12 protein-coding genes are annotated in these 15464 nt (G+C 52.1%); 9 read left to right on the forward strand and 3 right to left on the reverse strand.

Features of this window, described 5'->3' with window-relative positions; translation table 11 throughout:
- The first annotated feature begins 20 nt into the window (after positions 1-20).
- The 4 genes from Dia5BBH33_RS00195 to ileS all read left to right on the forward strand — a co-directional run bounded on the left by Dia5BBH33_RS00195 (position 21) and on the right by ileS (position 5462).
- A complete protein-coding gene (locus tag Dia5BBH33_RS00195; RefSeq protein WP_108850188.1) occupies positions 21-509 on the forward strand; it encodes a pyridoxamine 5'-phosphate oxidase family protein in 489 nt (162 codons plus the stop codon).
- Positions 510-579: 70 nt separating this feature from the next.
- Complete coding sequence (locus Dia5BBH33_RS00200; protein WP_108850187.1) at positions 580-1119, forward strand: flavodoxin family protein; 540 nt, start codon at positions 580-582, stop codon at positions 1117-1119.
- A gap of 28 nt (positions 1120-1147) precedes the next feature.
- A complete protein-coding gene (locus Dia5BBH33_RS00205; RefSeq protein WP_108850186.1) occupies positions 1148-2251 on the forward strand; it encodes an MBL fold metallo-hydrolase in 1104 nt (367 codons plus the stop codon).
- A 346-nt stretch (positions 2252-2597) separates the two neighbouring features.
- On the forward strand, positions 2598-5462 hold the full coding sequence (gene ileS, locus Dia5BBH33_RS00210; protein WP_143332105.1) for an isoleucine--tRNA ligase: 2865 nt from the start codon (positions 2598-2600) through the stop codon (positions 5460-5462).
- Between the two features lie 433 nt (positions 5463-5895).
- Here ileS and Dia5BBH33_RS00215 read toward each other — a convergent pair whose 3' ends face one another.
- The 3 genes from Dia5BBH33_RS00215 to Dia5BBH33_RS00225 all read right to left on the reverse strand — a co-directional run bounded on the left by Dia5BBH33_RS00215 (position 5896) and on the right by Dia5BBH33_RS00225 (position 9853).
- Complete coding sequence (locus Dia5BBH33_RS00215; RefSeq protein WP_143332106.1) at positions 5896-7119, reverse strand: IS110 family RNA-guided transposase; 1224 nt, start codon at positions 7117-7119, stop codon at positions 5896-5898.
- Positions 7120-7691: 572 nt separating this feature from the next.
- Positions 7692-9065: a Na+/H+ antiporter NhaC family protein gene (locus Dia5BBH33_RS00220; RefSeq protein WP_108850183.1), complete on the reverse strand. Its 1374-nt coding sequence runs from the start codon at positions 9063-9065 to the stop codon at positions 7692-7694.
- A gap of 26 nt (positions 9066-9091) precedes the next feature.
- Positions 9092-9853: a sulfite exporter TauE/SafE family protein gene (locus Dia5BBH33_RS00225; protein ID WP_108850182.1), complete on the reverse strand. Its 762-nt coding sequence runs from the start codon at positions 9851-9853 to the stop codon at positions 9092-9094.
- A 152-nt stretch (positions 9854-10005) separates the two neighbouring features.
- Here Dia5BBH33_RS00225 and Dia5BBH33_RS00230 point away from each other — a divergent pair, with 152 nt between their 5' ends.
- From Dia5BBH33_RS00230 to Dia5BBH33_RS00250, 5 genes are all read left to right on the forward strand, one after another.
- The gene (locus tag Dia5BBH33_RS00230) at positions 10006-10284 is read left to right on the forward strand and encodes a DUF1294 domain-containing protein (RefSeq protein ID WP_022381568.1); all 279 of its coding nucleotides are present in this window, start codon (positions 10006-10008) and stop codon (positions 10282-10284) included.
- Positions 10285-10543: 259 nt separating this feature from the next.
- Positions 10544-11611 carry an ADP-ribosylglycohydrolase family protein gene (locus tag Dia5BBH33_RS00235; protein ID WP_022381569.1) on the forward strand — a complete coding sequence of 356 codons (1068 nt, stop codon included), beginning with the start codon at positions 10544-10546 and terminating at the stop codon, positions 11609-11611.
- Between the two features lie 204 nt (positions 11612-11815).
- A complete protein-coding gene (recQ, locus tag Dia5BBH33_RS00240) occupies positions 11816-13942 on the forward strand; it encodes a DNA helicase RecQ (RefSeq protein ID WP_143332107.1) in 2127 nt (708 codons plus the stop codon).
- A 10-nt stretch (positions 13943-13952) separates the two neighbouring features.
- Positions 13953-14747, forward strand: coding sequence for a thymidylate synthase (locus Dia5BBH33_RS00245; protein ID WP_108850180.1), 795 nt, complete (start codon positions 13953-13955; stop codon positions 14745-14747).
- The gene (locus Dia5BBH33_RS00250) at positions 14744-15217 is read left to right on the forward strand and encodes a dihydrofolate reductase (RefSeq protein WP_108850179.1); all 474 of its coding nucleotides are present in this window, start codon (positions 14744-14746) and stop codon (positions 15215-15217) included. The genes Dia5BBH33_RS00245 and Dia5BBH33_RS00250 overlap by 4 nt, the downstream gene beginning before the upstream one ends.
- Positions 15218-15464: the final 247 nt, after the last annotated feature.

The following is a 15464-nucleotide window of genomic DNA, read 5'->3' on the forward strand; positions in this document are numbered from 1 at the left end:
TTAGGAAAAGGGGGATTTCCATGACAGAAATGAGAAGAAAAGACAGGAGAGTCACCGATGAAGCTCTCATCGATTCCATCCTGAAGGAGTGCGGCGTCGTCCGCATCGGCCTCTATGATGAGGACAGGATTTACGTCGTGCCCGTCAATTACGGCTATACGTATGAGGACGGCAGACTTTCCATTTATTTCCACGGGGGAAGAAGCGGACACAGGCTGGACTGTATCCGCAGGAACCCGAAGGCAGGCTTTGTGATCGATACGGGGGAAATGGTCATTCCTGCTGAGGAAGCCTGCGATTTCACGAATCATTACCATTCCATTATCGGAAGCGGCATTGTGACAATCCTTGAAGATCCGGCGGAGAAGTGCCGGGGCCTTGAAATCATCATGGCACAGACATCTGACAGGAAATGGGCCTTCATCGAAAGGATGGCCAATCAGGTCGAGGTGTACAGGCTGGACGTGGAAGAATTCCAGGCCAAGGCCAATCCGCCCCTTCGCAAATGACCGTCTCTATAATGACCGTCTCTATATAAATAACAATAAAAGGGAGTAAGGGATTAAGGAGGAAAAAGGTATGGGAAAGAAAGTCACTGTGATTTCTACAAGTCTTCGTCACGGGAGCAATTCGGCCGTTCTGGCGGATGCTTTTGCCATGGGCGCATCGGAAGCGGGCAATGAAGTGACGCTCATCTCGCTCACAGGGAAGGACATCCATTTCTGCACAGGCTGCCTTGCCTGCCAGAAGACGGGAAAGTGCGTCATCCATGACGATATGAATGATATGCAGGAAATCGTCCGCACGTCTGATGTTCTTGTGTTTGCCACGCCGATTTATTATTATGAAATGAGCGGGCAGATGAAGACATTCCTCGACAGGCTGAATCCGCTCTACATAGCCGACTGCCAGTTCAAGGATGTCTACCTTCTGGCTTCAGCCGCTGAAGAGGATGAGTATGCGATGAAAAGAGCGAAGAGCGGCCTTGAAGGATGGATCGAATGCTTCCCGCAGTCGCATTTTGCCGGCTCTGTCTTTGCAGGCGGCATGACGAATCCGGGCATGGCGAAAGGAAGCGCTGCCTTTGAGGAAGCCAGAAAAGCCGGAATGAATGTATAAGGAAAGCCATTTTAGAAGAGGAGGAACTATGTTTCATATATTGCGCTGGGTCGTGGCGGCCATCGCCCTTCTGGGCGTCTTCGGGTACTGGTTCGTGAACCAGCCGCAGATGGATCCTTTGATGACGCCGGAAAGAAAGGCGCGCATCGAAGCGTCTCCGCACTACGTGAACGGAGAATTCGTCCCCGAGACGCCGCATGAGAAGGTCAATCCTTCCCTTGGTTTCTGGAAGGAATTCTTCTTCCCGACACCGGGAAAGACGATACCATCCGACCCTATGATCAGCGTGAAGACGAACCTGAGACAGCTCCCCAGGGACAAGGACGTCCTTGTCTGGATGGGGCACTCCTCTTACTATATGCAGCTGAACGGGCACAGGATCCTGATCGATCCCATTTCCGCCGAGTATGCATTGCCTGTTCCCTTCGTGGACAAGGCTTTTGAAGGAAGTAATATCTACACGCCCGACGATATACCGGACGACATCGACGTCATGGTGCTCTCCCACGATCACTGGGACCACCTCGACTATGACTTCGTCCGCGCCATCGAGCCGAAGGTCAAACACGTCGTGACCGGCCTTGGAAATGGCGGATACTACGAAAAGTGGGGCTACCCGCTTGAAAAGATTTCTGAAGAAGACTGGAATACGCCCGTCAAGATCGACGATGGCCTGACCGTCTGGGTCCTCCCTGCGCGCCATTTCTCCGGAAGGATGCTGAAGAGAAATCAGACACTCTATGCAGGCTTTGCCTTCATCACGCCGGGAAGGAAAGTCTTCTACAGCGGCGATGGCGGCTATGACGGAAGATTTGCAAGGATCGGCGACCAGTTCGGCGGATTTGACCTGGCGATCCTGGAAGACGGCCAGTACAATAAGGACTGGCACTCCGTCCACATGATGCCGGAAGAAACAGCCCAGGCAGCCGTCGACCTCCATGCTAAGACCGTCGTTCCCTGCCACAATGGCAAGTACCCGCTCTCCACGCACCAGTGGAAAGACCCGTACATCCGCCTTGTGAAAGCAGCACACGAAAAAGACCTCACGCTCCTGACCCCCATGATCGGAGAAACCCTCCGCATCGGGGACCAGAACCAGTACTTCGGCCGCTGGTGGGAACTAATGAATTAATTAAGAATAAGAGGGAACCCGGTTTCTCCCTCAATCTCCCTCTTTCAAAAAGTTTCTTGACTTACCATACGGTAATCAGTAAAATAAATAATACATATAAGCGTGGATGAAGACGGTCCGCACAAGCATGAGTCCAAAGAGAGCCCCGGTCGGTGAGAAGGGGCGGCGAGTGGCGCGGATAGATCACTTCGGAGCTTCAGGGAAGAAAAGCCCTGACGGGACATCGTTAACTGTACCGAGTGGCCGTAAGGTCATGAGGGTGGTACCACGGGATAGAATCCCGCCCCTTATCGGGCGGGATTTTTTTATTTTGGAAATCGAAGATTTCCTTAGGAGGAATTTGAAAATGGATTACAGCAAAACCCTGCATCTGCCTCAGACAGAATTCCCGATGCGCGGCAACCTTCCGAAGAAGGAACCGGAATTCGTGGATTTCTGGCAGAAAAATGATTTGTATGAAAAGAGAGTGGAGAAGAGACAGCATGACGGCGCTCCGACTTTCGTCCTGCACGACGGACCTCCCTATGCAAATGGCAAGATCCACATCGGCCATGCACTGAATAAGACACTGAAGGACGTCATCGTCCGTTACAAATACATGGCTGGCGACAATGCCAACTACATCCCGGGCTGGGATACTCACGGCCTTCCGATCGAATACGCAGTCCTCAAGGACTCCGGTGAAGACCGCGCCAACATGACCCCGCTCGAACTGCGCAGAAAGTGCCTGGAATACGCTAAGAAATGGATCGCTATCCAGAAGGAAGACTTCATCCGCATGGGCGTTGTCGGCGATTTCAAGCATCCATACGTCACCTTCGATCCGCACCTCGAAGCTAAGGAACTCGAAGTCTTCGGCGAAATGGCCAAGAAGCACTACATTTACAAGGGCAAGAAAGCCGTTTACTGGTGCCCGCACTGCGAAACAGCCCTGGCTGAAGCAGAAATCGAATACAAGGACAGAAAATCCCCGTCCATCTACGTCAAGTATCCGGCTGTGGATATCAAGGGCCTTGGGCCGGACGGCGTCGATCCATCCAAGCTCTTTGCCGTTATCTGGACCACCACACCGTGGACCATCCCGGCATCCCTCTACATCAGCGTGAACCCGAAATTCACCTATGTATGGGTACACAACAAAACCGCTGATGAATACTACCTCATGAGCAAGGAACTCGCTCCGGCTGCCATGGCTGACTGCAAGATTGAAGACTACGAATTCGTAGGCCGCGAAATGCTCGGCTCTGAATGGGACCTCGCAACCTTCCATCATCCGCTGGCCATTTATAACCGCACTATCTATGTCCTCGAAGGCAACCATGTCACCCTTGATGCCGGCACAGGCTGCGTTCATACCGCTCCTGGACACGGCGTTGAAGACTTTGAAGTTTACAAATCTTATGAAAACGCTGGCAAGCTGAAACAGGAAGTCGTCTGCCCGGTTGATGAAAAAGGCAACATGACTGCTGAAGCAGGCGAATTCCTCCAGGGCAAGAGCATCTGGGACGCAGAAGGCCCGGTCATCTCCGCTCTGGCTCATGAAGGCCACCTCCTTGGCAAGAAATCCATCCACCATCAGTACGCACACTGCTGGCGCTGCAAGAACCCAGTCATCTATCGTGCTACCGAGCAGTGGTTCGCATCCATCAACGACTTCAGAGATAAAGCACTGAAAGCTGTCGACGATACACGCTTCATCCCATCCTGGGGTCATGACCGTCTCTACAACATGATCCGCGACCGTCAGGACTGGTGTATTTCCCGCCAGAGATCCTGGGGCGTGCCGATTCCTGCATTCTACTGCGACGACTGCGGCAAGTGGGTCATCACTGATGAAACGATGAAGAAAGTCGAAGAAATCGTAGAAAAAGAAGGCACCGATGCATGGTGGGCTCATTCCGCTGAAGAACTCCTTCCGGAAGGCTTCAAATGCCCGCACTGCGGAGGCACCCATTTCCATAAAGAAAAAGACATCATGGACGTATGGTTCGACTCCGGCTCCACATGGAACGGCGTCCTCCGTTACCCGCATGAAGACTGGAAGGAAGACGGCGTACAGTTCCCGGCTGACCTGTACCTCGAAGGCTCCGACCAGCACCGCGGCTGGTTCCATTCTTCCCTCCTCTGCTCCGTAGCAGTCAATGGATACGCTCCATACAAAGCAGTCCTGACACACGGCTTCACCATGGACGGCGAAGGCAGAAAGATGTCCAAGTCCGTCGGCAACGTCGTTGCTCCGCAGGACATCATCAACCGCTACGGCGCAGACGTCATGAGACTCTGGATTTCCTCCGTCGACTATCAGGGCGACGTCAGACTGTCTGACAAGATCGTCAAATCCATGAGCGACGTATACAGAAAGATCAGGAACACATTCCGCTACCTCATGGGCAACCTGTACGACTTCGATCCGAAGAAGGACAGCGTAGCATATGAAGATATGGAAGAAATGGACAGATGGGCACTTCTGCGCCTCGAACAGGTCAAGAGAACCGTCCTCAAGGCTTATGAAGACTATGAATTCCATGTCATGTACCATGCCGTACACAACTTCTGCACCGTCGACCTTTCCGCTATCTACCTGGATATCCTGAAAGACCGCCTCTACACAGAAAAAGCAGACTCCCGCCTCAGAAGAAGCGCGCAGACCGCTATGTACGAAATTCTGACAAGCCTCGTCCGCCTCGTAGCTCCTGTACTCTGCTTCACCGCTGAAGAAGTATGGCAGGACCTCCCGAACAAGGAAGAACGCGAATGGTCCGTCCACATGGCATCCATGCCGGAACTGAACGACAAATTCCTCGACAAGGCACTCGATGAAAAATGGAAGAAACGCCTCGCAGTCAGAAGCGTCATCACCAAAGCCCTCGAAGAAGCCCGCCAGGCAAAGACCATCGGCCACCCGCTCGACGCTGAAGTCACCGTCTACGCAAAAGGCGAAGCTTACGATATCCTCAAAGCTATGGAAAAGGAACTTGCAGATTTCTGCATCGTATCCCAGACCAAACTCGTAGAAGGCACCGAAAGCGCTCCTGAAAACGCAGTATCCGACGATGAAGGAAACGTCAAAGTTACCGTCTCCGTCTGCGAACTCGAAAAATGCGAACGCTGCTGGAAGAGAACCCCGGACGTCGACTCCGACCCGGCTCATCCGCACGTATGCGCACGCTGCGCCCACGTCCTCGCAGAAACCGGCGAAGCTGGAGAATAATAAACATAGAACAACCAGAAAGACCCGCAAGGGTCTTTTTGCGTGGGGGAGAACAGGGGAAATACAGCAGCTTTCAGCCGAAGGCTGGTTGGCATGTTTTCCTAGGCTGTAAGCCGGCTGTATGGTTTTAATCTCATCACCACACAAAAAAGGGCTGTGACAAAATCCGTTAAAACGCTGCTTTTTTCTTTTCTCGAGCGAAGCGAGGTTTAAGGGTGTTGACCTTGCTCCGAAGGAGAAGACCTGCTACACGAGAACAAGCCCCAATTTTAATTTTTTGGTATTTTTTGAATTTCTTATAGAATTTCTTGTTGGATTTCCTGACTGCTCCTAACTGATTAGATTTTGGAGTTTGGCCGACTAATTCATTGCACTACGAAAAAGCCGATCTCACACTCGGCTTTTTCCGCTTTTCTTCACTTGTTTGCCTTATTTACGCAGCAAGGCCTAAGTCGCGATACAAATGCATCACCCGGCCGTAGTATATTCGTAAAAACTTAGCCATTCCTGCTACTTTTGCTACTTTTTTATACTTTCCTTCTGCCTCTTTCTTCTTTATGAACCTATATACTGCATCATCTTTGGGGATTTTATGCATAACTAACAACATCATTACTTGATACAATACTTTCCGCAGCCGCGCAGGACCTTTCTTTACTATGTGATTCTGCAAGGCTCGGAATTTCCCTGATTCATGTATTGATGGGGTCAGGCCTGCAAAGCAGATCAGAGAATGCTTGTTTTTAAAGCGTCTCACATCTCCGATCTGGGCAATAAGCGCTACTCTGGTAACTCTTCCGACTCCGCCCATCTCGCCGACGAGTTCATATTCCGGCAGATCCTTGGCTATATCTTCCATTCGTGTTAAACTAGCCATAAGAGTTTCGTCGGCTCTTCTCAGTAATCCGACATACCACATGATGGTTTCTCTAACAATTGGATTATTGGGGATGGAAGGGATACCATTCTTTGCTTGAGCGTAGATCGTTGCTGCTTTACTCTCATTGGAACGGTATCCTTTTTCTTTTGCCCATCCGCAATAAGATGCGACAAATTCTGCTTCCGATTTAGCAATAATATCCTCAATGTGGCAATACCTTTCCAGGAAATCCAGCAGTTTGTCTTTACCGCTGTTTATGTCGAATCCTCCGAAAAGATCGAAGATTTCTGGCATGGTCTGCTCCAATTGACTTTGCAGCTGGAGAAGGATGCGGCTTCTTTCCTCCGAAAAGTTAAGATAAGCATCGCAGAGTCTCTTCAAGAGGAAATACTTATCTCCATTAAGATCGAATTGCGGTAACTTTGCCCAATAAGCGATTCCATATCTGGCAATATTCGTGGAGTCGATGGAGTCTGTCTTTGTGTGTCTGAAGTTCTCTGCCTTATTAAAATTAGCAACCTTCAGAGCGTTGACGACAGATACAAAAATCCCATTCTGCTGCAAGAAATAGGCTATCGACAGGTGATAGACACCTGTTGATTCCATGACGACTTTTATCTCGTCATACTTTGCTTGTACCCGAATTTCATCGACCAGAGGCTGAAGTTCCTCTTTTGTGTGCTTAACATCAAAGGGCCTGCGGATGATCTTGTCGCCAGGCGCCATGAAACACACCGTACTTTTTCTCTTGGATACATCAATACCTACACAGATCATAAGTGACCTCCTATAAAAGATATTTGTAGTTGGTAGACGCTAATCCTTCACACACTTATTACCACTCAAACTAGTTTTTTTACACGAACACGGAGATAAACCTGCCTAACGCGAGCACACATAATAAGGGGAAGGCTGACCCTCTTCTCCACGTCCAGTAAACGGACCGGTGGTTCGCCGTCAAGCCATCTACTCCCCTAATTATATGCAATAAGTGCAGCGGATAGGAGCGACCTATCTACTACACTTCTATTGCACTAGGTCCGGTCGGAGACCGTGAATACAGTAGTTTTCGAGCGCAGTTATATAAGTTTAAAACAAACAAGAACTGATTTCTTTTGTTTCTCATCGCCGAGCTGTCTCCGTAGGAGAAAGTGCCCAGCCTATCATTTTTCTGATGCTGGGCGAAAGTGGTGCAGTTTCTAAAGAGGCGAAGCATCCTTTGAGGTTTTCAGATAGAGTCGATAAATACATTTGTTAGATAATCCTCTAATCGAATATACTCACTATCCCCACACAAAAAAGGACTGCGGCGAAATGATTTCATTTCATCATAGTCCTTTTCTATTTCATTATTTATTTTCCACGGGTTTTCCTTTTTCCCAGTCCCATGGATTCCTCCGGCAGAGGCCGTCTGCGTAGGGGATGAAGATGGACAGGATGCCGAAGATGGCAAGGAAGAGGCAGTACCACATGTGCGGCACGATATCGAGGGTCGTGATCTTCACGCCGCTCTGCGTGGCAAGGGCAGCCGCGGTGAGGAGCTGCGCGCCGTAGGGGATGATGCCTTGGAAGATGCAGGAGAAAATGTCGAGGAGGGAAGCACTTCTTCTCGGATCGACCTTGTACTTCTCGCTGATCTGCTTGGCTACGTCGCCGGATACGATGATGGCGACGGTGTTATTCGCTGTCGCACAGTCCACAAGGGAGACGAGGGAAGCGATGCCAAGCTGTGCTGTCTTCGGTCCCCTGATCATGCCGTGGAGCTTGTTGATGAGCCAGGTGATGCCGCCGTAGTAGGAAATCATCTCGGAAATGCCGCCGCAGAAAAGGGCGAGGAAGAAGGCTTCGTTCATGCTGGTAAATCCGTTCCAGACAGCCTGGGCAAGCGATATGATCGTGAGATCCCCGGCCGACAGCCCGATGCCGCCGGCGAGGAAGATGCCGATGACAAGGACGAGGAAGACGTTCGTTCCCATGAGGGCAAGGAGGAGGACGACGATGTAGGGAAGGACCTTCATGAAGTCGAATCCGCCCGATGTGTCAGGAATTGCTGCGCCCGGCGTCCCAAGGATGAGGAGGACGGCAATCGTTGCAATGGCGGCCGGAAGGGCGATGAGGAAGTTCACCTTGAATTTGTCCTTCAGTGCGCAGCCCTGTGTCTTTGTCGCCGCGATCGTCGTGTCAGAAATCATGGAAAGATTGTCGCCGAACATCGCGCCGCCCACGCAGGCCGCGATGATGAGGGGAGCGGAAATGCCGCTCTTCTCGCCGATGCCGGCTGCGATCGGTATGATGGCTGCTACCGTTCCCATGGATGTGCCCGTGGCCGTTCCCATGAAGGCGGAAATGAGGAAGATGCCGGCCGTCAGGTACTGTGCCGGGACCATGCTGATGCCAAGATTCACCGTTGCGTCGCGGCCGCCCATGGCAGCAGCCACAGCGGAGAAGGCACCCGCCAGGATGTAGATCATGAGCATGGTCATGATGTTGTCATTGGCAGCGCCCTTCGAGAAGATGCCGAACTTGAACATGATCGGCTCGCTTCCGAGACAGAAGGCCGAGAGCACGGCAATGAACATCGCCGTCACGGAAGGGAACTGATAGAAAGCCATGTCCACGCCCTGCATCTGGAAGTAGATGCCTGCACCAAGGTAGATGGCGATGAAGATGAGGAAGGGGAGCAGCGCCTTGAAACTGCCAATGTTGGGGGATTTGTATTTCATTCGTACCTCGAAAAGAGCAGAGGCTCTTACTTAAAGAATAATTCGTAAATGACCTTCAGGAAGAAGATGCCAAGGACGATCATGATGATCGGCTTCACGTTTCTTGCGCTGCCGTTCGCAAAGTAGGAAGCGCCCAGCCAGTTGCCTGCCATGCCGAAGAGCCCTGCAATGATGCCAAGCGGGAAGAGGACCTTCGCATTCAGGAGGAAGACGCAGAGGGCGGCGACATTCGTCGTCAGGTTGATGGCCTTCGTGACGCCGTTGGCCTTATGGATGGAAAGGTGGGCGACTCCCGTCAGGAGGAGCAGCAGGAATGTGCCTGTGCCCGGGCCGTAGAAACCGTCGTAGACGCCGATCAGAAGAGCCATGGCCATGCTGAGAATGGTCGTCTTCTTGAAGGAGAGCGGTTCCTTTTCCACGATGAGGCTCTTCGTCTTCTGCACGTAGACAGCAGTCAGCGGGAGCACGATGATCATGAAGAGCATGAAGATATGGGCATTGACAAGAAGGGCCAGGTTTGCGCCAAGGGTCGAGCCGGCAAAAGCGCAGACGACGCAGGAAAGCGCAATTTTCCAGGGGATGAAGCCTTTCCTTGCAAACTTGAATGTCGCAAGCGCCGTACCCATTGTCGAGCTCATCTTGTTTGTCGCAATCGCATGATGAACGGGAATCCCGGCGATCATGTAAGCCGGCAGGGAAATCAGGCCGCCGCCTCCGGCAATCGCATCGATGAATCCGGCCAGCATGACCAGAGGGCATATGATAAGGTACTGCATCAATAAGTCCATAAGGGTCTCCTTGAAGATTGTAAATTTGTATAGACATTCTTTATCTTAACACGGAAGAAAATATTCGTACACGTATAAATGATTAAATATATATAAGGGAGTTTTTCAGGGGGAGTATAATAAAAGTAAAGGCATAGAGGAAGGATGGATTTATGGAACAAGCGATTCCGGTGATTCTTATCTGCATCAACCTCGCCGTATTTTTCCTTTACGGCGAAGACAAGAGGCGTTCAATCAGGGGGGAGTGGAGGATTTCAGAGAGAAATCTTCTCCTTGCCGCTTTCTGCTTCGGATCTCTTGGCGCATTTCTTGGCATGAAGCATTACCATCACAAGACGAAGCACTGGAAATTCCGCATCCTTGTCCCTGGGATGCTCCTTATCCAGGTTGTCATTCTGGCAGGATTATTTCTTATGGGACGCTTATACTAGGGGCGGCTCCTTACTGAACTTTTAGTCCTGTTTTATGCATACTATCTCTTTTCCCGAGTATAAAATGTGTTATAATAAAGAAAATATGATAGTGTACGGGTATAAGTTAAATTTTTTCTATACTACTCAAGTTTCTGTGAGAGTCATTTGCAGGAACTTTTATTTTCCTGAGAGGGAAATGTGGACGAAGGACTGGGAAGGCTTTTTCGTCTGAAAGAAGGTTTTCAGAGGCAGATTTCAAACATCGAAGGAGGAAAAAATGGCGGAGATAGAGAAGTTTCGCGGCGCAATCATAGGCGCCTCGTGCGGGGATGCATTGGGGTATCCGCTGCAGAATCTCTCCGTGGCCAGAATTAAGCATAGATTTGGTCCATTCGGACTGCGCACCCTCGTGGGCGATCCGAAAAACGGAAAGAAAGCACCTGTTTCTGACAACACACAGACACTCCTGGCAACAATCGACGGGATACTTTGGGCGGATGCCAAGAAGCTCGATATCATAGAAGGTATATACAGAAGCTATATGCGCTGGTACTACAGCCAGACGGGTGAAGAACCGAGAAGAGGCCAGAAGACCTGGATGAGACGCCAGTCCCATGAAAGGGAATTCTGCCTCGTCAGAGAGAAATTCATGCACGCGCGCAGAAATCCGGAAGAAGGGCTTCTGGGAGCCTTTTCCAAGGACGGCCGCGGCTCGACGAAAAATAAAGTGAATGACAGCAAGGGGAGCGCCTCCCTGGCAAGAGCCGTTCCGATCGGCCTCACCTTTGCAGGCGACGGGAAGATGGCCTTTGATACAGCCGTCAAGGCAGCAGCCCTTTCCCATTCCAATCCGATCGCATATTATTCTTCCGGCGCTCTTGCATGCATCATCGCATGCCTGGCAGAAGGCATGTCATTCCCGAAATCTTTGGATTATGCGGAATCCATCCTGACGAAGATGCACAAGACCGATCCGATCCTGTCCCTCATGTCGGCAGCCCGCCAGCAGGCAGACAACCGCCCGGCAGGAAAGACAGGCGTATGGGACCACATCGACTCCATCGCATCCTTTGGCGACGGAACGAATGCAGAAGAAGCACTGGCGATTGCCATCTACTGCTCCATTGCCGTAGATGATCCGCTCGAAGCCGTCATCATTTCCGCCAACCATGGAGGAAAGAGCAATACGACAGCTGCCATCACTGGCGCTATCGAAGGCGTACGCTTCGGCGATACCTTCATCCCGGGTTACTGGACAGACGTCCTTGAAGGAAAGGAAGCCATTTCCTTCCTGACAGACAAACTCTTCTACGTCTACGACAAGTACCGTCCGGGCAAAAGATAAAATCTGAATCAAAAGGAGCTGTGACAAAATCATTTAGCCGCAGCCTTTTTTTCGTGGACGAATGGATTCTATTTCCAGATAAAGAATCATCTATATTATGCTATAATATAAGTTGCGTAGATTCGCGCAGGAGAGGCGCGGATCTAAAAACAAAGGCGGAAAGCCTGTTGGCCGCATGGCGGCAGCGGGGGAAGGAGGATGCGCATGACGCCGGGTGAAGTGCTGAAGCAGTATTTTGGCTACGATTCGTTCCGGCCTGTACAGGAGGAAGTCATTTCCACGATCCTGAAGAAGAAGGATATTCTGGCAATCATGCCTACGGGCGCCGGGAAATCCATCTGTTTTCAGATACCTGCCATGATGTTTCCTCACGGGTCCATCATCATCTCGCCCCTGATTTCCCTCATGAAGGATCAGGTGGAGGCGCTGACGGAGCAGGGCATCCTAGCTTCGTACGTGAACAGCACGGTGCCTTATGATGAAGCGATCGAGCGCCTGCGCGACATGTACAGGGGCCGCATCAAGATCCTTTACATGGCACCGGAAAAGCTGGAACCGTCCTACTTCACTGACTGCCTCGCGCAGGTGCCGATTTCCATGGTCGTCATCGATGAGGCGCACTGCGTCTCCCAGTGGGGCCATGATTTCCGCCCGTCGTACAGGAAGATCAAGACCTTCATCGATTCCCTTCCCAAGAAACCGATCGTCACGGCGTTCACAGCGACCGCGACGCCGGCTGTCGAAGAGGATATGAAGAAGAGCCTGGGGCTTTCTCATGCGGAAATCTTCCGCACCGGACTCGACCGGCCGAACCTGTCCTTCCGCGTCATCCGTGATGCGGACAAGGAAGCGCTGCTCCTCCGGTACGTGAAGGCGCACAAGAAGGAAAGCGGCATCATTTACTGTGCGACGAGAAAGGCAGTCGATGAGGTCCATGACCTTCTGAAACGTGCCGGCATCCGCGCAGGAAGATACCATGCAGGAATGGAAGACGAGGAAAGACGAAAGGCGCAGGAGGATTTCTCCTACGACCGTACGCCCGTCATGGCGGCGACGAATGCATTCGGCATGGGCATCGACAAGAGCAATGTGCGCTATGTCATCCATTACCATATGCCGAAGAGCCTCGAGGCGTACTACCAGGAAGCAGGGAGAGCCGGACGAGACGGCGCGAGCGCTGAGTGCATCCTTCTTTACAATGGAAGGGACTCAGGCATCCAGCGCTACCTCATCGATCAGGGCAATCAGGACGAAGAGCAGAAGAAGATGGACTACCACCGCCTGAATGCCATGATCGATTACTGCCAGACGACGGCCTGCCTCCGCAATTTCATCCTGACCTACTTCGGGGAGAAGGCGGACAAGCCCTGCGGCCACTGCGGCAACTGCGAAAGCGGGCAGGCGAAGGTGGACGTGACGGACACGGCCGCCCTCATTTTCAAGACCGTCCGCTCGCTCCACGGGCGCTTCGGCGCATCGACTGTCGCAGACATTCTGGCGGGCAGCCGCGCGAAGGCAGTGCTGGACAGGAAGCTCGACGAGCTCCCGACGTATGGCAAGCTGTCCTTCGTGAAGGCCAGGCATATCAAGAGCGCGCTGAACAGCTACGTCGCTGACGGCTACCTCGTCCGCGAGGGCGAGCCGTACCCCGTGCTGCGCCTCACAAACAAGGCAGAGGACGTCCTTGAAGGGAAAGCCAATGTATTCGGCCTTGCCTTCGGCGCAGAAGACGCCATGGCGGATGCTGCCGTTGAAAGGAAACTGGCCGCCAGAAGCCCGGTCCACGGCAGTCTTTTCGACAAGCTCAGAAGCCTCCGGAAAGAAATCGCATCCGCCGAGCATGTGCCACCCTTTGTCGTATTTTCCGATGCCACGCTGGAAGACATGGCTGTCATTTCTCCAAAGACACTTGAAGAAATGAGTACCGTCAGGGGCGTGGGCGAGTTCAAGCTAAGAAAGTACGGCACTCGTTTCCTGAAGATTTTCCTCGAAGAAGCAGACAAGGACGAAAAGCTCCGCGAGACATGGAGAAAGAATCCGATCTTCAAGGAAACAGAACCGGAAGACACTGCAGAAGATATGCCGGAAGAGGAGCCATCCTCGGCAGCGCTCTTTGCGCAGCTTAAGTTTTACAGAAATTACCTCGCGTCAAAGAAAGGCGTGCCGGTCAACCGCATCTTTACCGACGACACCCTCTCGGAAATGGCAAGGAAGCGTCCTGAGACAAAGGAAGAGCTCCGGGCCATCCGCGGCATAGGACCGAAGAAGTCCGCCGAATACGGAGACGCGTTCATCAATATTATCAAGTCATCACCGCAGAGTGCGGAGTAAGGAGAGAGACATGAGCCTTGCAGATAAAGAGTACTTAGGCATAGTGAAGAATATCCTCGAAAACGGGGCCCTTGGCGACAACCGCACCGGCATGCCTGCCTACAAGCTGCCCCACCAGATCATGCAGTTTGACCTTGAAAAGGAATTCCCGATCCTGACGACCAAGTTCGTCGCATTCAAGACATCCGTGAAGGAAATCCTCTGGATCTGGCAGAAACAGTCGAACGACGTCCGCGTCCTTCAGGACTGGAACTGCCACGTATGGGATGAATGGATGAGAGAAGACGGCACGATCGGAAAGGCATACGGCTACCAGCTGGGCAAGTACCATCAGGTGGACACGCTCCTTGAAACGCTGAAGAAGGATCCGCAGAGCCGCCGCATGGTCGTCGACCTCTGGAACGTCCAGGATCTGCCGGACATGGCGCTCTATCCCTGCGCCTTCCTCACCATGTGGGACGTCTCCGCTGACGGTCGCCTGAACTGCATGCTCGTGCAGAGAAGCGGCGACATGGGACTCGGCGTGCCTTTCAACATGGCGCAGTACGCAGCCCTCGTCTGCATGATCGCGCAGGTGAGCGGACTCCGTCCGGGCCTTTTCACCCACGTCATCAACAACGCCCATGTTTACGAAAACCATAAGGAACAGCTTCTCCTCCAGCTCTCCCGCCTGCCGCAGGCTTACGATGCGCCGAAGCTCGTCCTGAATTCTGACATCAAGAACTTCTACGACTTCAAGCCGGAAGACATCGTCCTTAAAAACTACAAGCATCACGACAAGATTGCCATGGAGGTGTCCGTATGAGCCTCTCCATCATCGTTGCCAAAGCATCCAATAACGCCATCGGAAAGGACAATGCCCTTCTCTGGCACCTCTCCGACGACCTCAAGCGGTTCAAGAAACTGACGATGGGCCATCCGATTATCATGGGAAGGAAGACCTTCGAAAGCCTCCCGGGCGTCCTTCCCGGCCGCGTTCACTACGTCCTCACAGGAAATAAGGACTACAAAGCGCCCGAGGGCGTTCTCCTCTTCCACGACGTGAAATCCCTCATGGAATCCCTCCCCGAAGGAGAAAACTTCGTCATCGGCGGCGAGCACATGTACAAAGCCCTCCTCCCGTACGCAGGCGCCCTCTACATCACAGAAGTAGAGAAACCCTTCGACGGCGATGCCTTCTTCCCTGAGATCCGTCCCGAAGACTGGGTCGTCACCGAAGAAACAGAAGGCGAAGGAAACATCCCGCACCGCTTCATCACCTACCACAGGAAATAGAAATAGTGGAATAAAATAGAAATAATAAAGCAGCAGAATCAGGGTACCACCAGGCTTGCCTTCCCAGACGGGGAAGGGGGACCGCTTCGCGGTGGATAGGGTTGATTTGGGGACGCGGACAAAAAGTTGGACCAATTGACAGAGGTGTCAGGAGGTCAATTTATGTATTCGCATGAAGAACGCTTAAAGGCAGTCAAACTGCACGTCGATTCGGGCATGGGGCTCAAAGGCATTATGAGAACGCTCG

This window comes from Dialister hominis (assembly GCF_007164725.1).
GTDB lineage: Bacteria > Bacillota > Negativicutes > Veillonellales > Dialisteraceae > Dialister > Dialister hominis.

What these genes read in the sequence shown, in the direction of transcription:
- Dia5BBH33_RS00195 (WP_108850188.1), top strand. Translation starts at nt 21, where the DNA reads ATGACAGAAATGAGAAGAAAAGACAGGAGAGTCACCGATGAAGCTCTC.
- Dia5BBH33_RS00200 (WP_108850187.1), top strand. Translation starts at nt 580, where the DNA reads ATGGGAAAGAAAGTCACTGTGATTTCTACAAGTCTTCGTCACGGGAGC.
- Dia5BBH33_RS00205 (WP_108850186.1), top strand. Translation starts at nt 1,148, where the DNA reads ATGTTTCATATATTGCGCTGGGTCGTGGCGGCCATCGCCCTTCTGGGC.
- ileS (WP_143332105.1), top strand. Translation starts at nt 2,598, where the DNA reads ATGGATTACAGCAAAACCCTGCATCTGCCTCAGACAGAATTCCCGATG.
- Dia5BBH33_RS00215 (WP_143332106.1), bottom strand. Translation starts at nt 7,119, where the DNA reads ATGATCTGTGTAGGTATTGATGTATCCAAGAGAAAAAGTACGGTGTGT.
- Dia5BBH33_RS00220 (WP_108850183.1), bottom strand. Translation starts at nt 9,065, where the DNA reads ATGAAATACAAATCCCCCAACATTGGCAGTTTCAAGGCGCTGCTCCCC.
- Dia5BBH33_RS00225 (WP_108850182.1), bottom strand. Translation starts at nt 9,853, where the DNA reads ATGGACTTATTGATGCAGTACCTTATCATATGCCCTCTGGTCATGCTG.
- Dia5BBH33_RS00230 (WP_022381568.1), top strand. Translation starts at nt 10,006, where the DNA reads ATGGAACAAGCGATTCCGGTGATTCTTATCTGCATCAACCTCGCCGTA.
- Dia5BBH33_RS00235 (WP_022381569.1), top strand. Translation starts at nt 10,544, where the DNA reads ATGGCGGAGATAGAGAAGTTTCGCGGCGCAATCATAGGCGCCTCGTGC.
- recQ (WP_143332107.1), top strand. Translation starts at nt 11,816, where the DNA reads ATGACGCCGGGTGAAGTGCTGAAGCAGTATTTTGGCTACGATTCGTTC.
- Dia5BBH33_RS00245 (WP_108850180.1), top strand. Translation starts at nt 13,953, where the DNA reads ATGAGCCTTGCAGATAAAGAGTACTTAGGCATAGTGAAGAATATCCTC.
- Dia5BBH33_RS00250 (WP_108850179.1), top strand. Translation starts at nt 14,744, where the DNA reads ATGAGCCTCTCCATCATCGTTGCCAAAGCATCCAATAACGCCATCGGA.